The sequence below is a fragment of the Paenibacillus donghaensis genome (assembly GCF_002192415.1).
GTDB classification, from domain to species: domain Bacteria; phylum Bacillota; class Bacilli; order Paenibacillales; family Paenibacillaceae; genus Paenibacillus_AQ; species Paenibacillus_AQ donghaensis.
Window position 1 is genome coordinate 1,387,811 of record NZ_CP021780.1, and the last position, 20,450, is coordinate 1,408,260.

The following is a 20,450-nucleotide window of genomic DNA, read 5'->3' on the forward strand; positions in this document are numbered from 1 at the left end:
GCTAGGAGCCTTTAGAATATAGGAATGAAACAAATAGGGGGAACAGTGAATTGGAACTTGGGATAAGCACCTTTGTGGAGACAACGCCGGATGTAGAAACCGGCAAGACGATGAGCCATGCAGAACGTTTGCGTGAAGTGGTAGAGGAGATTGTGCTCGCGGAGCAGGTGGGACTGGATGTATACGGTATTGGTGAACATCATCGGGCTGATTTTGCCGCATCATCGCCTGCGGTGGTGTTGGCTGCGGCAGCAGTCCGGACATCCAGAATTCGTCTGACCAGCACCGTAATGATTCTGTCCTCGGCCGATCCGGTCCGTGTATTTCAGGACTTCGCTACACTGGACGGAATTTCGAACGGGCGCGCGGAGCTGATGGTGGGCCGTGGCTCCTTTACAGAGTCGTTTCCGTTATTCGGCTATGATCTCAAGGATTATGAAGAGATTTTTGATGAGAAGCTGGACTTGCTGTTAAGCATTCAGCAGTCCGAGAAAGTCACCTGGAGCGGCAAATATAGACCTGCTATACATAATTTAGGTATTTATCCGCGGCCCGTGCAGACACCTCTGCCGATATGGATAGGCAGTGCGGGGAGTCCGGAGTCTGCGGTCCGCGCCGGAGAATTGGGATTGCCTTTTGCGCTGGCTATTATCGGAGGGGTTCGTCCCTTGGACTATGCCAGGCATGTGCAGCTGTATAAGGAAGCGGCGGCTCGAGCAGGCCATGATCTCGCCCGGCTGCCGATTGCGTCGCATTCGCATGGCTTTATCGCTGAGACTCAGCAGCTGGCTGTAGAGAAGTTTTTCCCGTCAACCCACGCACGGACCAATGTGAGAGCGCTGGAGAAGGGGCTGCCTCCTTATCACCGTTCGGATTATGATGCGGCATGCAGCCCGGAAGGCGCTTTGTATGTAGGAGATCCGCAGACGGTGGCGTCCAAGATCATCCACCTGCATGAGCATGTGGGGATTACAAGATTCCTGCTGCATATGCCTCATGGCACGATGCCACATGCGGATGTGATGCAGGCGATCAGGCTGTTTGGGACGGAAGTCGCTCCACGTGTACGGGAAGCGGCAGCCCGAATTCTGGATTGCAGACTTAACGGTTAAGATAGAAGATGTGAATCGTTCAGTTCTTCCGTCACATAGTTCATCAGAAGCTTCATTGACGAAGAGGGATGTGTCACGCTTCGCAGCTGCAGGATGCCAACAGGCAGGAGCGAATCCTGCAGATCCACAGGGATTCTGACGGTTTCAGGCGGTATTGGTGTGGAATCGAGAACAGCTCCTACAGCTGAGAGGCTGCGGACGAATTGCGGGATGGCCGAGATTTGGCTCACCGTGTACAACCAAGGCGTCTGGCTGTAACGGGCAAACTGCTTCGCTAACGCCAACGAATACAGACAAGTCGCTCCACCAACCACCAGCGGATACCGGAGCAGTTCTTCGAAAGGGATCGACTCTCTATCAGCCAGTGGATGGTTCTGTGCAGCGATGAAAGAGATCCGCTCCGTGTACAAAGGTTCGAAGTGAAAAGCGGCAGGTTCCACAGGTTCACCGCACACAGCGAAATCGAGTTGATTCTGCAGCAGGGCACGTGACAGCAAGTCAGTATTTCCAATCACAAAATGACAAGAGATCCGGGGCTTGAGTTCCCTGAACCGGCGCAAGGAGTGTGGCAGAATATGTTCTGTCAAGGACTCCAGCGCTCCGACGTTCAGGGTGCCAAGCTCCTCTTTGTGCAGCGCTTTGGCCTGCTCCGCTACATAATTCCAGTGTTGAATAAGCTGATCTATTTCTGCAGCCATAATCCGTCCTTCATCTGTCAGCTCGGAATCCCAGCCCCGGTTAAACAGCTGAATTCCCAATTCCTTCTCCAGACGCTGGATCTGATTCGTTATTGTAGATTGTGCGTAGTTGAGTTTGGCAGCTGCTCTTGAGAAATTGCCTTCTTGCAGAATGGTCTGAAAGGCGGTCAGTTCTTTTAGGTCCATGGTAATTGTCTCCATCTGTTAAGTTGAATTAGTATATCAGTTAATTCAATTATACAGAATAAGAAGGCAGGGTTACAATATACAATATCAATCAATCAGTTCTTGAAAGGGGCAGGACGTTATGCCATTTGTCAGAGTCAGCTACAAAGAGGGTCAATATGATGCCTTACAATTAGAGGGAATCAGCAGTGAGATCCAGAGGGCGCTGGTGGAGCATTTTAACGTGCCGGAAGAAGATTTCTTCCAGGTATTCCACGGCCATAAGGCCAGCGAGTTTTATTATAGCCCAAGTTATATGGACATTAAGCGCACAGACGGGCTGCTGTTTATCCAAATTACATTGAAATCGGGAAGAAGCACAGCCCAGAAAAAACACTTTTACAGCAGTCTGGCTGAACGGTTGTCGGAGCGGGTGGCGATTAGGACAGAGGATGTTTTTGTCGTATTGGTGGATACGGAATTTGAAGACTGGACGTTCGGCAATGGAATCGCGCAAATGATTGGTCCGGAAGGAGCTGGCCGCAGATGAGAAATCCTGTGATAGAATCGAATGTTCGCGAAACGTTGGGGGAGATAGCGCCTGCGTTCGCCCGTTATTCGGAGGACATGCTGTTCGGCGATGTGTGGAGAAGAGAGCAACTGATGCCGCGGGACCGCAGTCTTGTCACCATAGCTGCGCTTGTTGCCAGTGGGCATACGGAGCAGCTTCCTTTTCATATCCGGCTTGCTCTGAAGAATGGCCTGGGCCAAGAGGAGTTGATTGAGGTCATAACTCATCTCGCATTCTATGCGGGGTGGCCACGGGCTGCATCTGCGCTGCAGGTAGCCAAGGAAACGCTGCAAGACGTCAATCTGGACTCGGAGACAAGCCGGGACTGAACATACTGTGAGGGGCTGTCCCATAAGTCATGAAATGGCTGCTTGGGACGGCCCTTATTTTTAAGTAGGATATACGTAAGCACTTGGTGAGGACACTCTGCAAAATTTTTTGCGCGAATAGGGGTGAATAAGGTCGAATGTAATGATTATTGACACCAAAATCACAATCCCGTAGGATGAATCTAAGCTGATCTATAGCCTTTAAAGTGCAGGCGGATTCAGTAGGTGATTCTGTGAATACATCTTACCCGGAGGTGAATAGAGGATGGAAATTATGCTTACCGAGGACCGCTTTAGAGAGAAGGTGTTGTTTCAAAGGGAATATCCGATCCATCTGAGCGACACGATTGGAGTCACCACCCATTATCAAAGGCTGCATGCTCATGATGCGCTCGAAATCAATATGATCAAATCCGGTACCGGCTATTACATGATCAACGGGGAACGCCAAGATTTTCAGGGTGGGGATATCCTGCTGATTAACGCAAATGATCTTCACTGTGCTTATGAGACTGATAATTTGGTGATGCAGGTTATTACCTTTGATGCTTCCTGGTTCCTGGGCAGTTTGCGCTGTGACCCTGATATTCTATGTCCTTTTAAAGAAATGGGAGTGTATTTCAATAATCTGCTGGACCGCAGCCATCCGAAGATGGATGAGTTACGGTCGCTGCTGCTGCGCATGCAGGAGGAGCATGAAGGCGGACAGCAGTCCTATACCTCGATCGTATATTCCTATTTGCTGCAGTTTCTGGTGGGCGTCAGCCGTTTTTTTCGTGTGGACAACCTGAAGAAAGGCAAGAGCACCGTCAGCCCGCTTCAGCTCGATAAAATGCGCCATGTGACCCGGGTGATGGAGCAGCGTTATGCCTATCCCTGGACTCTGGAAGAATTGGCTGCCCTGACCTATTTAAGTCCCTCGCGTTTCAGTGATATTTTCCGGCGTACGGTCGGAATGTCTCCCCTGATGTATCTAATCCACCTCCGACTGGAGCATGCATATTCGCTGCTTGAATCCTCAGACCGCAAAATCGTCGACATTGCCATGGAATGCGGCTTCCGTACCTTATCCAATTTCAACCGGCTGTTCAAACGCCATATCGGAACCGAACCCCGGAATATTCGCGGCACCACCCCTACCGATTGCAGTAAGATAGTGTCAGTTTATGAGCAGTTAGGCGGAGAGCAAGGCGCAGAATAACGGTAATCTAAGGTTAGATAACATAACTCCACAGGTCACTGCAACTTACATATTTTGAGCGAAGGGAGGTCAAAAATGAGTAAAGTTGCTGTTCAGCTCAAGCTTGAACGGAAGATTAAGCAGGATATACTGCTTAAACGGATCTACAAGCAATGGGATCTTCAGCTGATGGTGGTGCCTGCCTTACTGTTTATCCTTGTCTTCAGTTATATCCCCATGTATGGCGTGCTGATGGCTTTTCAGGATTACAATCTGTTTAAGGGTTTTGCCGGCAGTTCCTGGGTAGGGCTTAAGCATTTTGAAATGTTCTTTAACGCTCCGGAGTTCTGGACTATTATGCGCAACACGGTCGTTATCAGTCTGCTTAAGCTGCTGATAGGTTTTCCCGCCCCGATTATACTAGCCCTGATGCTGAATGAGATCAAGGGGAGGGCGTTCAAACGAACAGTTCAGACTATCAGCTACCTGCCGCATTTCTTGTCCTGGGTGATTGTCTCCGGGTTCGTGATGTCCATGCTCTCCACGGAGAACGGCAGTGTAAATATGCTGCTGGAGAAGCTGAATTTAATTGAGGACCCGGTCAATTTCCTCTCCCTTCCGCAGTATTTCTGGTCCATTCTCGTAACAACAGGTGTGTGGAAAGAGATTGGCTTCTCCTCTATTGTCTACCTGGCCGCTATTGCCGGTGTCGATCCCCATATGCATGAAGCGGCGTCCATGGATGGCGCAAGCCGGCTTAGGCAGATGTTCTCGATTACGCTGCCCTCGATTCTGCCGGTGATTATCGTCTTCCTGATTCTCGCGATCGGCAATCTGCTCAGTGCAGGATTTGAAGACATTCTCCTGCTTGGCTCGAACCCGGTGCTGCGCGACGTTGGCGATGTCATCGATACGTATGTATACCGGATCGGTATCCAGAACAACCGCTATTCTTATGCAACGGCGGCGGGACTCTTCAAATCATTAATCGGGGTGTTCCTGCTGGTAGGCGCCAATTACGCTGCACGCAAGTCCGGCAACAGCCTATGGTAAGCACGAATGGAGGCGGTCATTCATGAAATCCACAACCGGCGACAGAATCATGCTGGCGGTCATTTACAGCCTGCTGTCGCTCCTGGCGATTCTAGCCTTCTATCCCTTCTGGAATGCAGCTGTTATTTCCTTTAACAACGGTAGTGACACAGTGAAGGGAGGAGTCACCTTCTGGCCCAGACAGTTCTCCCTGGAGAATTACAGGGTTGTATTTGAAGACAGCCGTCTGATTAACGGCTTTGTCATTTCCATCCTGCGGACGGTGATCGGCACGCTGGCTTCAATCGCTGCTACGGCCATCTTCGCCTATGGCATGAGTAAATCGGAGCTGATCGGCCGCAAGCCATATATGGTGCTGTGCATCATTACGATGTATTTCAGCGGTGGTCTGATTCCAACCTTCCTGCTGATCCGCGAGCTGCATCTGTTTAATACGTTCTGGGTTATGGTGATTCCCGGACTCATCAGTGTGTGGAATATGATTATCTTCCGTACCTTTTTCAAAAGCATACCGGCAGGTCTGGAGGAATCCGCGCGGATTGACGGCTGCTCCAACTGGGGAGTGCTGTTTCGGATCGTTCTGCCTTTGTCCGGGCCAGTTCTCGCCACCTTGTCATTGTTCACCGCGGTATATCACTGGAATGACTGGTTTACACCCAGCATCTATATCAGCGATACCGGGCTGATGCCGATTCAGACCAAGCTGCAGCAGATTCTGAACTCGAACATTATGAGTGAGCAGCTGGCCCAGATGGATTCGGCAGCCCAAGGGCGGATGAGCAGAATGAAGGCGGTGACGACCAAATCGCTGTCGATGGCGACAATGATGGTTGCGACGCTCCCGATCCTCTGTGTCTATCCTTTTCTACAGAAATATTTCGTCAAAGGCGTAATGGTCGGATCATTGAAAGAATAGCACTGCAGAGCGCTGGCTTCAGCCACGAATTAGCCAATTCGAGGGGGATGTATACCATGAAATCCGTTAGCAAAATAGCTTGTACCTTGACCGCCGTACTCAGTCTTACTCTGGGCCTTGCGGCTTGCTCCGGCAACAATTCGGGGCCGAATGCCGCCGGGAATGGGAAGAACGCGTCCAATACAACGTCGAAAGGGACTTATATACTTGGAGAGCAGCCGCTGGAATTCTCCTTCTACGGACATTATGACTGGTATACGATGCCGAATTGGGGAGAAGACCTCTCCACCAAGTGGATCAAGGAGAACAAGCAGGTGAACGTGGTGCCTGTCAGCTCCGGCGGCAATGCCAAGCAGAAGCTGAGCACGATGATTGTGTCAGGCGAACTGCCAGATGTAATCTGGACAGAGCGCGGATCGGATGTGGAGCAGCTGCGGCAGGCCGGTGCGCTGGTTCCTTTTGACGACTATCTGGACAAATACCCGAATCTCAAGAAGTGGGCGGGCGAAGAAACGCTGAATATGCTGCGCTCCGAAGACGGCAAGCTCTATCAGTTCCCGAACTGGTATACGACCCAGCCCAACGGCAACAGCGGTTATCTGGTCAATAAGAAAATTTATAATGAGCTAGGTGCGCCAAGTCTGGAAACAACAGAGGATCTGTATCATTATTTAGTACAGGTGAAGCAGAAATACCCTGAGGTTGTGCCGCTTGAGGTAGGTCAGGGAGCGGAGGGTATCGACGTGCTGTCCTCGGCTTTTGCAGAGAACCGCCCTTATCAATACAGCGCCCTCAGCATGATGGCAGTCCCAAGCGGAAATGAATTAACATCGGTATTCAAGGATGCGGCCTTCCGGGAGTCGCTGGTCTATGCCAACAAGCTGTTCCAGGAACGGCTGATCAGCCAGGACGCCTTCACTCAGACAAGAGAGCAGGTCGAGCAGAAGATTATCACGGGCAATGCGGCTGTGTATGCGGCATCCAGTCCCACAGAATTTGGGGCCATCGGGCACTCGCTGCTGGAAGCCGAAGACCCGGAAGCAGGCTACATCATGGTCTGGCCGGTTCATAAGCAAGGGCTGGACAAGAATAAGATTTTCCCCGGCTCGTATAATCAGTTAGGCTGGAACGTCAGTGTCATCACCACGGCAGCCAAAGACCCGGAAGCGGTATTCGCTTTCCTGGATTGGTTCACCGGACCGGAAGGCCAACGGATTATTATGTGGGGACCGGAGGGCATCTATTGGGAAGGCACGGATGATGAGGAAGCACCGCTCTTTACCGAAGCATTCACGACTGATACGAAAGGCCGCGACGAACTGATGAATGCCACGGTCAATCTGCAGTGGAACGGCAATACGGTCTATGTAGATAATTCCAAAATGAAGTTCGAGTCCACACTGCCTGAGGAGCTGAAGAGCTGGGAAACGAAGTGGCAGTCGGAAATTACCTGGAAGACGCAATATGACACCACAGAATTCGTAAACCTGGCGCCTGCCGGCGATTCCCAGGAGGGGATTATCTCGCAGAGCGTGTCCGAAATTTATGAGAAAGCCAGAGCGCAAGCCGTGCTTAATGCCGGCAGCGAAGCCGAAGTGCTGGCCATTCTGGATAAAGCGGATCAGGATGCCGCGCAGGTCGGATATGCAGAGCTGCTGGCGTTCAAGACGCAGAAATGGCAGGATAATCTGAGTAAATTGAAGTAACAAATACAACACTGCGCGGCCGGGGCCAGAAGGGATAGTGGCTGGCTGCCCGGCACGCGATACGGGAGCGGAAGAGATTGAACTACTATTTGGGCATAGACGGCGGGGGCAGTAAGACACTGGCAGTCATATCTGACGAAGCGGGGCGGATTATAGGCCGCGCGGTAACCGGATGCGGAAACCACCAGGCCGGAGCAGCGGAGGCTGAACAGAACATCCGTCAGGCCGTGGATGAGGTGCTGCGCTCGGCAGGTCTTGCGAAAGATAGAATCACCTATTCCGTATTCGGGCTGGCAGGAGCGGACCGGGAGGCCGATTTCCTGGTGCTGCGGCCGATGATTGCATGCCTGGGCTTGCAGCGGTATCACATCGTGTGTGACACAGTGATCGGCCTGCGCGCCGGAACCCGGCAGTCCTATGGAGCGGTCGTGATCTGTGGAACGGGCACCAACGCTTATGGAATAAACCGTCAGGGCGAGGAACTGCAGGTCGGAGGCTTCGGCTATGCCTTCGGTGATTTCGGAGGCGGCGGTTCTCTTGCTGTGGAGGTCTTCCGGTCCGTTATCCGGGCCTGGGAAGGGCGGGAACGTCCCACCAGATTGTCTCAGGTTGCACTTGCGGAGCTTGGCTTCACCACGACGGAAGAGATGTTCCATCATTATCTGGATCACGGCATGCGCGTGCCTAACGGGCTTGCCAAGCTGCTGTTCGAGGTGGCGGAGCATGATGAAATCGCAAGAGAAATCCTGCGCAGGCAGGGGAGGGAGCTGGGTATTGCCGCAAGTGCGGTAATCCGCAAGCTGGGCATGCAGCAGGACAGCTTCGATCTGGTTATGGCCGGAAGCATTCTGACCCGTGGCGACAGCCGCTATATTGTACCCTATATTGAAGCGGAGGTTGCTTCACTGGCTCCGGGCTGCCGGTTGACGGTTCTTGGACTTGAGCCTGTGGCTGGGGCGCTGTATATGGCTATGGAGAGCAGCGGGTGTTCTGTGGAAGAACCAGTATATGAAGCGTTAGACCATCAACTATCTGTAAAGGCGGCGAATGTGGTATGGATCAACGATTGAAGGTGGCAGTAATAGGAGGAGGCTCCTCCTATACGCCCGAGCTGATCGAGGGCTTTATTCTGAATTACGCAACATTTCCGGTGACTGAAATCGTGCTGGTAGATATTGAGCCGGGATTCCGCAAGCTGTCCATTGTAGGACAGCTTGCCCAGCGAATGATTGCCAAATCGGGGCTGCCGATCGAAATCAAGCTGACGCTGGACCGTCGTTCGGCGCTTGTGGGCGCAGATTTCGTGACCACCCAGATGCGTGTCGGCATGCTGGAAGCCCGCGGCTGGGATGAGACGATTCCGCTGAAATATGGGATGATCGGCCAGGAGACGACCGGTCCGGGCGGGATGATGAAGGCGCTGCGCACCATTCCCGTGCTGCTGGAGGTGGCCAGGGATATGGAAGAGCTGTGCCCGGATGCCTGGCTGCTCAATTTCACGAACCCGGCAGGTATGGTGACCGAAGCTATCAACAAGCATTCGAAGATCAAATCGATTGGCCTGTGCAATTCACCCATCGCAGCGTACAAGTGGCTGTCATCCTTGTACGAGGTTCCGGCTGAGCGCATCTACTGTGAATTCGCGGGGCTGAACCATCTGCATTACATCAGCAGCATTACCATTGACGGAGAAGACAAACTGCCGGAGCTGCTGGCGAACCGGGATGGCTATTCTGCGCGCAATGTGCCGCAATATGAATGGAATGCCGCTCTGCTGCGCACGCTGGGGGCGATTCCGTCCTACTATCTCAAATACTTCTACCTGCAGCGGGAGCTCCTGGCCGAGCAGCAGGCTGCGGCAGCCAAAGGCGAGACCCGTGCAGAAACTGTTCAGCGCTTGGAAGAGGAGCTGTTCGAGCTCTACCAGGACGTGAACCTGGCCGATAAGCCGAAGCAACTGGAACAGCGCGGCGGGGCGTATTACTCAGAGGCGGCGGTCCGGCTGATGAATTCTCTCTACAATGACACAGGGGATATTCAGACCCTGAATGTGGCGAATCAGGGGATTCTGGACTTTCTGCCGGATGACGCGAGCATTGAGGTGAACTGCAAGGTGCTTAAATCTGGGCCGGTACCTGTCCCGGTAACTGTCGTTCCTTCGGCGGCTAAGGGGTTGATCCATGCTGTCAAAACTTACGAGCAGCTGGCGATCGAAGCGGCAGTCAGTGGCAGCAGAGATCTAGCACTAACCGCGCTGGCGCATCATCCGCTGGTGCAGTCCGTTCAAGCCGCAGAGGCCATGCTTGCGGAAATGCTGGAGCAGAACAAGGCCTATCTGCCGCAGTTCTTTCAGCATGTTGTACAGTAAGTGCACAGGAAGCGTTAGACAACATAGTAAACGGCAGAAACATAGTAAACGGAAGAAAACGTAGCAAACGGCAGACAACATAGTGAACGGAAGGAAACATAGCAAACGGCAGACAACATAGTGAACGGAAGAAAACATAGCAAACGGTAATAAGCATAGCGGGCGGGTCAGGAAGTCTTTGACCCGTCTGCTATGCGGCATGTACAGTATAGTTCAAAGGGGTTGATTCACTGTGGAGGATATAGCTGAACATCGCGGGGGAATCCGTAAAAAGGTTGGACAGCTGTTTATGTGCGGGTTCATGGATACCCGGCCGAACGATAACATCCTGAAGCTGATCACGGACTACAATATTGGCGGGGTTATCTATTTCCGGCGTAATATCGGTACGCCTGAAGAGGTGTATGAATGCTCGGCCGGTCTTCAGCAGGCGGCATCCGAACCGCTGCTGATCGCCATCGATCAGGAAGGCGGAATGGTAGCCCGGATCGAGCAGGGAGTAACCCTGATGCCGGGCAATATGGCCTTGGGCGCGACCCGTGATCCGGAGGGGGTCTTCGAGGCCGCCAGAATTGCGGGTCTGGAGCTGCGCCAGCTGGGCATGAACATGAACTTTGCACCCTGTGTGGATGTCAACAATAATCCGACCAATCCGGTTATTGGCGTGCGTTCCTTCGGGGAAACACCGCAGCTGGTGGCGAGTCTTGGAGCTGCTGCTGCAGCGGGTTATCAGAACGCGGGTGTTGCGGCAACCCTGAAGCATTTCCCCGGACATGGGGATACCGATACTGACTCGCACCTCGCACTGCCAACGATCCCGCATCCCCGGGAACGGCTGGAGACCATTGAGCTTGCCCCGTTCCGGCATATCATTAAGACTGGAGTCGACGCCATTATGACGGCGCATGTGGTCTTTCCGGCCTATGAGGAGCAGGAGATTCCCGCCACCTTGTCCAAGAACATTCTGACCGGACTTCTGCGGCAGAAGCTGGGCTTTGAGGGCGTCATCGTCACAGACTGTCTGGAGATGAATGCCATTGCCCAGACGGTTGGCGTTGGAACGGGAGCCGTTCAGGCAGTACAGGCGGGGGCGGACCTGATTCTGGTCAGCCACCGGTTCGATTGGCAGGTGGAGGCTATCGAAGCGGTCATTGGGGCCGTTGAACGGGGAGAGATCTCCGAAGCAAGAATTGACGACTCGATCTCCCGGCTGCAGCGGCTGAAATTGAAACGTGGCATTCTAAAAGAGGAACCGGCAGGGTTCGCGGCAATCCGCGATACACTCGCCACCACGGCTTCGCATGCGTTCGCGCAGAAGCTTAGCGAGCATAGCATTACGCTGGTGAAGGATGAGGGACAGCTGCCGCTGTCCGGCAAGGAGCGCACCTATGTGATCTGGCCGGAGGTTCGTGTGCATCATGAGGTCGTGGAAGCGCTGCGTGAGGAAGTGACACTGGGCGGAGAGCTGTCTGAGTTGATTCCGCAGGTCGATGAACGTATTATTGATGCCGATCCTTCAGAGGAGGAGATCGGGCTTGTGCTTACCGAGAGCGCGGCGTATACCCAGATTGTTGCCGTGACCTACAATGCCGGATTCTCCGGCGGCCAGAGGCGGATACTCACAGAATTGGTCGGGAGAACCGGCACCCGGCTGATTGTTGTGGCGGCCCGTGATCCTTTTGATTATACGGCGGTTCCGGGTATCCGCACCTATTTGGCATGCTACGAGAACAAGCCGCTGGCTATGCAGTCCGTTGCGAAAGTGCTGACCGGACAGCTCCCGGCGCGCGGCAGACTTCCGGTGACGGTCGGGGAGTTTCACGTTGGTACCGGAATCCAGGTGTGAGCTGGGTGAGTTAGGTCAAGCACTCGTTGTTACTTAGTACCGGCAAGGTTTTAGGAGGTTACTCTGGGAACCCTTGGAGTAAACAGGATGATAGTCTGATACTACTTAGGACCAGTGAGGGATTAGTGTGCTCCCCCAGAGCTTTCGGAGAAATTAGATGCGCATTCGCATTTATTTGTCCCAAAACGGAAAAACCGGATAAATAGATGCATATTTGGTTACTACTTAGGTTCCAGCCAAATTTAGAGAGTTAGCGGGGAGCCATTGGAGTAATTAGATGCGAAAGTGCATTTAATTCCAGTTGAAATTCCGGATATCTGGAAATTAAGTGCGAATCTGCAACTATTTTGGGGAAAATTGACTCTGTAGTGCTCAAAACTCGAAATTAGATGCGATATCGGTTACTACTTAGGACCCCCTTTTTTCGCCAATGTATGTCATGACCTAAAAACTGGGTAATGAATAGTAATCATACATAAGGGGGGGGAGCATAGTGATTGCCAGAAGACATAACCGAATCCTTCAAGATAAGTTAGAATGTCTCCATCGTACTCTCGCTGAGCTTCGCGCCAGACTGAACGAACTGGAAATCCACAACGCTGCCCTTACCGCGAAACTTATAGAGCGGGATGCCAAAATCAAGGAACAAGAGATCGAAATCAAAGAACTCAAGCAGCGGCTTGGGCAAGACTCGACCAACAGTCACTTTCCCTCCTCCCGGGATCTGAAGCGCAAACCTCAGAACAACCGTACGCCGGGAGGGAAAAAAGGAGCGCCCAAAGGACATCCAGGACATACGCTGAAGTTCTCTGCTACGCCAGATGAAACGATTCTTCATCCTTTGACGCAATGTCCAGACTGTCAAATGTCCTTAGCTGACGTACCCGCTGCCACCTACCAATCGCGGCAGGTCTTTGAGATGCCCGAGCCGAGAATCCACATCACGGAGCACCGGGCCCAGCAAAAACATTGCCCTTGCTGCCGCAAGAAGCAACAGGCGGCTTTTCCAGAAGGTGTGCGGGCGTATGTGCAATATGGCCCCAGGCTGATGGCTTTTTCGGCCTATCTGCATGGATACCAATTGTTGCCGCTTGCCCGATTAAGCGAACTTTTGTATGTCCTGACCGGATGTAAACCGAGTGAGAGGACCCTGCTGGGACAGATTGAAGCCACGTCCGGGACGTTGTCACCCTATATCGAGCAGATTCGGGAAGCCGTGCTGGGAAGCCCCGTCATTCATTCGGATGAAACGGGCGCCCGGGTCCAGAAGAAGGAAAAATGGGTCCATGTCAACAGTACGCCCGACTGGACGCTGCTCGGCGTAGCCGACAGCCGGGGAAGTGAAGGCATGAAAACCCTCCGGGTGCTGGATGCATACCTGGGAACGGTGGTCCATGACGGCTACGGCTCTTATTTCAAACAAGACACCTTTGTCTTTGAACACGCCTTGTGCAATGCCCACCTGATGCGGGATTGTAAGGGGATTGCCTTATATGATAAGCAGGCGTGGGCAAGCCAGATGCTGGCTTTGCTCAAGGAAAGCTGGGACCTGGAGCAGCAGGCTCGCCAGACGGATTGCCGGCTCAGCCAAGAAACGATCCAGCAGCTGGAACAGCGCTACGACGAGATTCTGGAGCAGAGTCAGGCGGAACTGGTGAACGTCCCGATCCCAACCAAGACGGGTCCACGGGGACGTAAGAGCAACAGTAAGGCAGGCAACCTTGCGGCTCGCTTCAGTAAACACAAGGAAGCCATTCTAAAGTTCTTGCATAGCCCCGCCGTCCCGTTTGACAACAACCAAGCCGAGCGCGATTTACGCATGGTGGTCGTCAAACAAAAGATCTCGGGCTGCTTCCGCGCCTCCGATTCTCCTGAATGGTTCGCTACCATCCGCAGTTTCATCTCCACCTTGATTAAGCAAGAACGCCCTGTTCTGGCTAGCTTAATGCTGGCTTCTTCCGGCTCATTTTCTTTTACTCCCATTGGGGGTCGTAAGTAGTAACCGATATCGCACTTATTTGCTACAAAACGGAAAAAAATACTGAAATAGATGCGATATCGCACTTAAATCGGTGGCTGGACTAAGGTGGTAATCAAACTTTGATTCTCCTAACCTATGAGGTCCTAAGTAGTAACCATATTTGCAACTAAATCTGTGAATTCGACTATGAGGCTATATCATCAAAACAGGCTCTACACCGATGGCGTTCGCTTGAGGGCACCTGAGTCCGCAAGAGTCTGAAACATAAGCGATGGTTACTGGCTACGGCCTTCATTTGTTATGCTATAGCCTCCTTGTTGCGCGGGGGTGGATCAGAGGCCGGGTGAGCAACACAGAGTGAAGGGGCCCTAAGTGTAACAAGCGTTCGTCTATTCATAGGGTTCTAAGTAGCTTGGTAACCGGCTGCCTCTTCTCAGAAGAGACAGTCTGTTTCTTGTTGTTTAGGAAATTATAATTTCCTTCTATTGTGAATAAGGTCTTGCGCATTCCGCAGGAACAGCCAGCCATTGCCCTTAAGAACTTGCGCATTCCGAAGGAACAGCCGCTCTTGTCCTTAAGGTCTTGCCCTTAAGAACTTGCGCATTCCGAAGGAACAGCCGCTCTTGTCCTTAAGGTCTTGCCCTTAGGGTCTTGCGCATTCCGCAGGAACAGCCCGCCTTTGACCTTATCCCAAGGCGCGTATCCCGTCAGGGATAGCGTGCCGCCCCCAGCGGCGTCCGAGCGGTCCCGAAGGGATAAGCGGTCCTACCTCCCAGGCTCCTAAGCACAGTACCGCCAGACTCCTTCGCCAAACTTTCGGGTGTCCAGAGGGCAGAGCCCTTTGGGGCCCTCCCTTGGAAGGGAGGGTTTGGGAGGGTTCGAATCTTTATCAAATCTTTATCAAATCTTTATAACCCCCTGTTACCGTTCTTGCAAGAGAGGGTGACTAGATATGCAGCCATATATTCTGCAAACCAGCAAGTTAAGCAAACAATTCAAGCGCCAGAAGGCGGTAGCGGAGGTCTCGCTGAACGTTCCGGCCCATTCGGTATACGGTCTACTGGGTCCGAATGGCGCAGGCAAAACCACGATCCTGAAAATGGTAACCGGGCTGCTGCGCCCCAGCGGCGGCGAGATTCTGTTCGCCGGCGAGCCGTGGAGTCGGAAACGGCTGGGGGAGATCGGCGCGCTGATCGAGTCTCCGGCACTCTATGGCAACCTGACAGCCAGCGAGAATCTGCTGGTGCATGCGAAGCTGCTGAGGCTGCCGAAGGAGCGGATCGCGCAGGTGCTGGACACCGTGGATCTGCAGAATACCGGCCGCAAGCGGGCCTCGCAGTTCTCGCTTGGCATGAAGCAGCGGCTGGGCATCGCCATAGCCCTGCTGAACCAGCCGAAGCTGCTCATTCTGGATGAGCCGACCAACGGTCTGGACCCGCTGGGCATTCAGGAGCTGCGGGAACTGATCCGCTCATTCCCGACACAGGGAATCACGGTAATTCTGTCCAGCCACATCCTGTCCGAAGTGGAGCAGATTGCCGACCATATCGGCATCATTAGCGGGGGCAGGCTGGGGTATGAGTGTGCGATACATCCGGATGAAGATCTGGAGGCCCTGTTCATGAAGGTGGTTGCTGAGAACCGGGGAGCAGAGGGGGATTCCCATGCTTAACCTTGTCCAAGCGGAGCATATGAAATACAAACGCAGCTTCGCGCAGAAACTGGTGTTTATCGGGCCGCTGTTTTTTGTTGTGTTTGCTCTTGTTGCCTTGTTGTACCTGCCGGAGGGGCAGAGTATTCCCGGACAACTGCTTCTGACCATGGTGTTTAACTGGTGGCCGTTTATTTTTGTGCCGCTAGGCACTGCGTTGCTCTGCGCACTGTCCGAACAGCGCGAGCGCAAAGCCGGGAATTACCGTGCACTGCTCACCCGTGAGGTGCATCCTCTGCAGCTATGGCTGGGCAAAATAGCGGTGCTGGCTTATTATCTGCTGCTCTCCTCGCTCGGATTGATCATAACGGTACTTCTGGCAGGGCTGCTGATCACGGATGGGCAGCTGCCGGTCTGGAAGATCAGCTATGCCAGTCTGCTGATCTGGCTGGCCTCCTTAGGCTTCATCCCGCTGCAGCTGTTCATCGCGGCCTGGAAAGGCATGGCTGCTTCCATTGGCGCAGGACTGACCGGATTGTTCGCCGGCGTGCTGGCAGCGCCGGGCCCCTATTGGATGCTGGTGCCCTGGAGCTGGCCGTTGCGGCTAATGTGCCCCGTGATCGGGGTCCATCCCAACGGGGTCTCGCTTCAGTCCGGTGATCCGCTGCTCTCTCACACCGTCATTCCTACTGGAATCTTGCTTTCCCTGCTGTTCTGCGGTGCGACTGCCTGGCTTGGCGGAATCTGGTTCTCCCGAAGAGAGGTGAAATAGCGATGCAGCTGCTGCGATTATTGTTCAGCGACTGGTTAAAGACCAAACGGACAGCGGTTAGATCAGTAACGTTCGCTGCTCTGCTGTTGTTTCCCCTTGCATTGTTAGCGTATTATTCCGGTTCCGCACGGACTGCAGATTTGCCTGTGCGGATACATGAGGCTTACTACCAGGCCGGATGCATTCTGCTGCCGGTCGCTGCTGGCCTGCTGGGTGGACTTCTGGCCGCGCAGGAAGAGCAGGCCGGACATTTCAACGGCTGGCTTGGACAAGCGGCACCCAGAGCGCAGATTTATCTGAGCAAGCTGCTTCTGTTGCTCTGCCTGATGGCTGCTATTCTGTTTGGTTCTTTGGTGGTTCTACTGCTGGGCATGAAGCTTGTGCTGCAGCTGGACCAGATCGGGACCGGAGCCTTCATCCTCAGCGGCGTACTGGCGCTGGCAGGCTCGTTTTTGTTAGCTTCGCTTCATATCTATCTGGCGTTTGCCTATGGGCTTGGCGCATCGGTGGGTGCCGGGGGTGCCGGATTACTGGTCGCGGCGATTATCGGCACGACTTCCATCGGCGACAAGATATGGCCTTACCTTCCCTGGGCCTGGCCGGCCAGACTGGCTTGGCTGCCGTCTGTGCGGATGGCCGGTGCCCTGCCGGATGGACTGCCTGAGAGCTGGCTGCTGCGGTACAGCCTGCAAGGACTCATTCCTGCTGCCGGTTTATTTCTGCTGGCAACGGTCTGTAGTATACTATGGTTCAGCAGATGGGAAGGACGTGTCAGCTATGAATAAGGCAGGAACAGGAGGGCGAAGGTGAGCCGGATTCTGATTATAGACGATGAGCAGGCGCTGGTGCAGCTGCTCAGTGAAGAATTGACCGCCAATGGGCATGAGGTTCTGGCTGCGTATGACGGCAACGAGGGGGTGCTGCTGGCGGCGGCTGAACCGGAGCTTGTGATTCTGGATATTATGATGCCGGGTCTGAACGGCTTCGAGGTCTGCCGCACCATCCGCGACTGGGTGAGCTGTCCGATTATCTTCCTGAGCGCCAGACAATCGGAGGCCGACAAGATCAGAGGGCTTACGCTGGGCGGAGACGATTATGTCCTGAAGCCGTTCGGACTACGTGAGCTGATGGCCAGAATAGAGGCCAATCTGCGGCGGGAGGCACGGACCCGGCAGGCTAGTAGGGAAGGCAACAGTTCCAAGCTGCATTATGGCAGACTTAGTCTGAGCCTGCAGGAACGGCTGGTCAGAATCAACGGCGAGCCGCTGGCGCTGACCCGGCGGGAATACGATATCGTAGAGCTGCTGGCGCTGCACGGCGGTCAGGTTTTTTCGCGGGAGCATATGTATGAGAAGATCTGGGGCTACGACGCCGAAGGGGACGCTTCTACGGTTGTGGAGCATATCAAGAAGATCCGCGCCAAGCTGGCCGCCGCCGATCCGGCAGGGGAATACATCTCCACGGTCTGGGGTATCGGCTACAAATGGACGGAGCAGTAAGCAAGGAGAGCGGTTAATGAACAAAAGATCATTAAAAACACAGTTCATGTTTACCTTTATTTTAATTATCGCAACCAGCGCGGCAGCAACAGTGCTTACTTATTTCATCGCTGCACAGCTGTTCGCCAGGATCGACAATAAGCTGGTGTATCCGGCCAACCATTACGAGAAGCAGCTCCCGGTGATAGAAGCATGGATTACTAGGGAGAATACGGCGCTGCTTGACCCGCAGGGGCAGCAGCGGCTGGAAGAGCATATCCCGCTGCAAGAGATTCTGTACCGGGTGCTGGACCGTGAAGGCGGGACCGTATACGGCACGATGAATGACAGCTGGACCGTGGATAGAACGGAGCTGTATAAGTTGTTGAATACCACCACCGGCCAGCAGGGTCGTTATATCCGCACGGTTCCGGTCATTACGGAAGACGGCGTGATTGCCGGAGCGGTTCAGCTGTCCTACCGGCTGAAGACCAGCTTCGTGAAAGACTCCGGCAACTGGTGGCTTACCTTGATCTTCGCGGGGGCGATCATCTCCCCGTTTCTATATATCGCCCTGTTTACATGGATCTTCTCCCGCAGATTCACGCGCAATATCAACCAGCCCTTACAGCTGCTGATGGACGCTTCGCGCAAGATCCAAGCCAAGGATCTGGACTTCGACATTCCTTATGTGGCCGATAATGAGCTGGGCCGCTTATGCGCCGCTTTTAGCGAAATGAAGGGTGAGCTGGGCCGCTCGCTCTCGGCGCAGTGGCGGATGGAGCAGGAACGGATGGAAATGGTAGAGTCTCTAGCCCATGATCTGAAGGCTCCACTGGCTATTATCCGGGGTTACTGTGAAGCGCTGATGGAATTCTCGGAGGTGGACCAGGCCAAGCGGGAGCGATATCTTGGAGTGATCAAGGACAGTGCCGACCAGAGCACGAAGCTGGTGCATCAAATGTTATATACCTCTGAACTGGAGCGGTCCGGTGCTGCCCCTAAGCTGCTGCCGGTTCCGTTGCATGAATTTCTTAGCCACAAAGCAGGTGTCTACCAGCTTCAGGCAAGGCAGCAGGGCAGCACACTGGAACTTGTACTTACGGCCGATGACAGCCTGACACTCGATACCGATGTGGAGAAACTGGAGCGTATTCTGGATAATGTGGTTTCCAACAGCCTGGAGCATACCCCGGCAGGAGGTACGGTCACTCTGTCTGTTAAACAGGAGGAGAACGGAGACGTTGTGTTTGACATCTGTGATACAGGCACAGGCTTCAGCCCCAAGGACAAGGATAAAGCCTTTCAGAAGTTCTACCGGGGAGATGAGGCCAGAGGAGGGAAAGGCGGTCATTCCGGTCTTGGTCTCTACATTGCCAGAGAACTGGCCGGACGTCTCGGCGGCTCGCTGGAGCTGCTGGACAACCTGGCCGGAGGGGCTTGCGTCAGACTTCGGCTGCCACAATACCTCTGATCAAGTTAGAGTGTCCTGCAGCAATGTTATCTATTGCATTTTCAGTTCCCGGCGCTAGATGGTATGATAGGAAACGGGGTGAATATGAATATGAATAATAAGACAACCAATCCGGAAGTAGACAATAAGGAAGAAGCAGTCCATCCGGGGGAAGCGGACAATGCCCAGGAGCCGATGTCCGAGGAGAATCTGAATGAGCTGCTTAAGGCGGTTCACCACAACGGCCTTGTAGCTCTGAAGATGCACTTCAAGGAAGTGGAAGGACAGCTGGTGAAGCTGGATGCTTATGGCCCGGTGTTTGTTTTTCATGTTAAGAATGATGCCGGTGAGGTCTATTCCTGCGGGTTTTTTCTGCGCGAGCTGATCGCAAGGTTCCAGTCCGGCAACAATCCATCGGTATGGATGGCTTCATTCTTCGTTGATCTGATGAAGACGGAGGGCGGCAAAGCTCTTCCACAGCCGGCTGGAAGTGAAGATGAAGCCAAAGCCATAATCGACAATGTATTGGTTCCCAAATGCATCGCGGAGATTACCGAAGAATTTGCTCCTGAGCAAATCCATGCAGGTCTGGCCTGGAATGAGCAGTTCGGACCGGTATTCGAAGCCGGGTTCCCGGCAATCACTGCAGGCAATAATGTCTGTGCAATCCCGCTGCACCTGTTGTATACGCATTTGCAGCTGAACCGTGATCCGGTGGAGCTGCTGCTTCAAGGCTTGTACAACATCCGCAAGGAACACGGAATGGAATAAAGTTAAGACTCGTTACTGCTTAGGTCCCTTTGAGGATGTGAATGCTGCACTAGATCCTTTCAAAGAAATTAGATGCGAAAACGCACTTAATTTCAACGCAAACGGCTGTTAGAAGGTAAATAAGTGCGAATATGCAACTAATTACGAGTAAATTGCTTGTTCAGCGCTCAGAATCGGAAATTAAGTGCATTATGGCACTTATTTGCTTCAAAACGGGAAAAATTGGTGAATTAGATGCAGTTTCGCAACTAATTCCGTGATTGGACTGATGTGGCGATCAAAATTTGATGCTCCTTTCCTATGGGGTCCTAAGTAGTAACTAAGACTCTAGCTATTCAGTGCAGGCCCTCGGAATCCTCCGAGGGTCTTTTTCTAAATATAGCGTGCCCAGAGGCACGCG

Annotated in this window: 18 protein-coding genes; 17 read left to right on the plus strand and 1 reads right to left on the minus strand. The window is 53.3% G+C overall.

All coding sequences use genetic code 11. From position 1 onward, the window contains the following. Positions 1–50: 50 nt before the first annotated feature. Positions 51–1,112: an LLM class flavin-dependent oxidoreductase gene (locus tag B9T62_RS05805; protein WP_087914400.1), complete on the plus strand. Its 1,062-nt coding sequence runs from the start codon at positions 51–53 to the stop codon at positions 1,110–1,112. Here the strand turns inward: B9T62_RS05805 and B9T62_RS05810 are convergent. After that, positions 1,109–1,996 carry a LysR family transcriptional regulator gene (locus B9T62_RS05810; RefSeq protein ID WP_087914401.1) on the minus strand — a complete coding sequence of 296 codons (888 nt, stop codon included), beginning with the start codon at positions 1,994–1,996 and terminating at the stop codon, positions 1,109–1,111. The two genes, B9T62_RS05805 and B9T62_RS05810, sit on opposite strands and share 4 nt — an antisense overlap. Before the next feature lie 121 nt (positions 1,997–2,117). Here B9T62_RS05810 and B9T62_RS05815 point away from each other — a divergent pair, with 121 nt between their 5' ends. From B9T62_RS05815 to B9T62_RS05890, 16 genes are all read left to right on the plus strand, one after another. Further along, entirely contained in the window at positions 2,118–2,525 is a 408-nt protein-coding gene (locus B9T62_RS05815; RefSeq protein ID WP_087914402.1) for a tautomerase family protein, read from the plus strand. Beyond that, the gene (locus tag B9T62_RS05820) at positions 2,522–2,875 is read left to right on the plus strand and encodes a carboxymuconolactone decarboxylase family protein (protein WP_087914403.1); all 354 of its coding nucleotides are present in this window, start codon (positions 2,522–2,524) and stop codon (positions 2,873–2,875) included. Before B9T62_RS05815 ends, B9T62_RS05820 begins: the two co-directional genes overlap by 4 nt. A gap of 265 nt (positions 2,876–3,140) precedes the next feature. Next, positions 3,141–4,076 carry an AraC family transcriptional regulator gene (locus B9T62_RS05825; RefSeq protein ID WP_245864357.1) on the plus strand — a complete coding sequence of 312 codons (936 nt, stop codon included), beginning with the start codon at positions 3,141–3,143 and terminating at the stop codon, positions 4,074–4,076. A 168-nt stretch (positions 4,077–4,244) separates the two neighbouring features. Continuing rightward, on the plus strand, positions 4,245–5,108 hold the full coding sequence (locus B9T62_RS05830; protein ID WP_425436679.1) for an ABC transporter permease: 864 nt from the start codon (positions 4,245–4,247) through the stop codon (positions 5,106–5,108). Between the two features lie 22 nt (positions 5,109–5,130). Continuing rightward, complete coding sequence (locus B9T62_RS05835; RefSeq protein WP_087914405.1) at positions 5,131–6,024, plus strand: carbohydrate ABC transporter permease; 894 nt, start codon at positions 5,131–5,133, stop codon at positions 6,022–6,024. A 56-nt stretch (positions 6,025–6,080) separates the two neighbouring features. Beyond that, the gene (locus tag B9T62_RS05840) at positions 6,081–7,730 is read left to right on the plus strand and encodes an extracellular solute-binding protein (protein ID WP_087914406.1); all 1,650 of its coding nucleotides are present in this window, start codon (positions 6,081–6,083) and stop codon (positions 7,728–7,730) included. 77 nt (positions 7,731–7,807) lie between these two features. Further along, entirely contained in the window at positions 7,808–8,800 is a 993-nt protein-coding gene (locus B9T62_RS05845; protein WP_087914407.1) for an N-acetylglucosamine kinase, read from the plus strand. Beyond that, positions 8,785–10,098, plus strand: coding sequence for a 6-phospho-beta-glucosidase (locus B9T62_RS05850; RefSeq protein ID WP_087914408.1), 1,314 nt, complete (start codon positions 8,785–8,787; stop codon positions 10,096–10,098). The genes B9T62_RS05845 and B9T62_RS05850 overlap by 16 nt, the downstream gene beginning before the upstream one ends. Positions 10,099–10,330: 232 nt before the next feature. After that, positions 10,331–11,944 (plus strand): beta-N-acetylhexosaminidase, encoded by a 1,614-nt coding sequence (nagZ, locus tag B9T62_RS05855; RefSeq protein WP_281257690.1) that lies wholly within the window; start codon positions 10,331–10,333, stop codon positions 11,942–11,944. A 493-nt stretch (positions 11,945–12,437) separates the two neighbouring features. Beyond that, positions 12,438–13,943, plus strand: coding sequence for an IS66 family transposase (tnpC, locus tag B9T62_RS05860; protein ID WP_087914065.1), 1,506 nt, complete (start codon positions 12,438–12,440; stop codon positions 13,941–13,943). Between the two features lie 934 nt (positions 13,944–14,877). Next, on the plus strand, positions 14,878–15,597 hold the full coding sequence (locus B9T62_RS05865) for a lantibiotic protection ABC transporter ATP-binding protein (protein ID WP_087914409.1): 720 nt from the start codon (positions 14,878–14,880) through the stop codon (positions 15,595–15,597). Then, the gene (locus tag B9T62_RS05870; RefSeq protein ID WP_087914410.1) at positions 15,590–16,348 is read left to right on the plus strand and encodes a lantibiotic immunity ABC transporter MutE/EpiE family permease subunit; all 759 of its coding nucleotides are present in this window, start codon (positions 15,590–15,592) and stop codon (positions 16,346–16,348) included. Before B9T62_RS05865 ends, B9T62_RS05870 begins: the two co-directional genes overlap by 8 nt. 2 nt (positions 16,349–16,350) lie before the next feature. After that, positions 16,351–17,133: a lantibiotic immunity ABC transporter MutG family permease subunit gene (locus tag B9T62_RS05875; RefSeq protein WP_087914411.1), complete on the plus strand. Its 783-nt coding sequence runs from the start codon at positions 16,351–16,353 to the stop codon at positions 17,131–17,133. Positions 17,134–17,154: 21 nt separating this feature from the next. Then, a complete protein-coding gene (locus tag B9T62_RS05880) occupies positions 17,155–17,847 on the plus strand; it encodes a response regulator transcription factor (protein WP_087914412.1) in 693 nt (230 codons plus the stop codon). 16 nt (positions 17,848–17,863) lie between these two features. Then, the gene (locus B9T62_RS05885; RefSeq protein ID WP_087914413.1) at positions 17,864–19,300 is read left to right on the plus strand and encodes a HAMP domain-containing sensor histidine kinase; all 1,437 of its coding nucleotides are present in this window, start codon (positions 17,864–17,866) and stop codon (positions 19,298–19,300) included. A 90-nt stretch (positions 19,301–19,390) separates the two neighbouring features. Further along, positions 19,391–20,050, plus strand: coding sequence for a hypothetical protein (locus B9T62_RS05890; protein WP_245864358.1), 660 nt, complete (start codon positions 19,391–19,393; stop codon positions 20,048–20,050). Positions 20,051–20,450 lie beyond the last annotated feature (400 nt).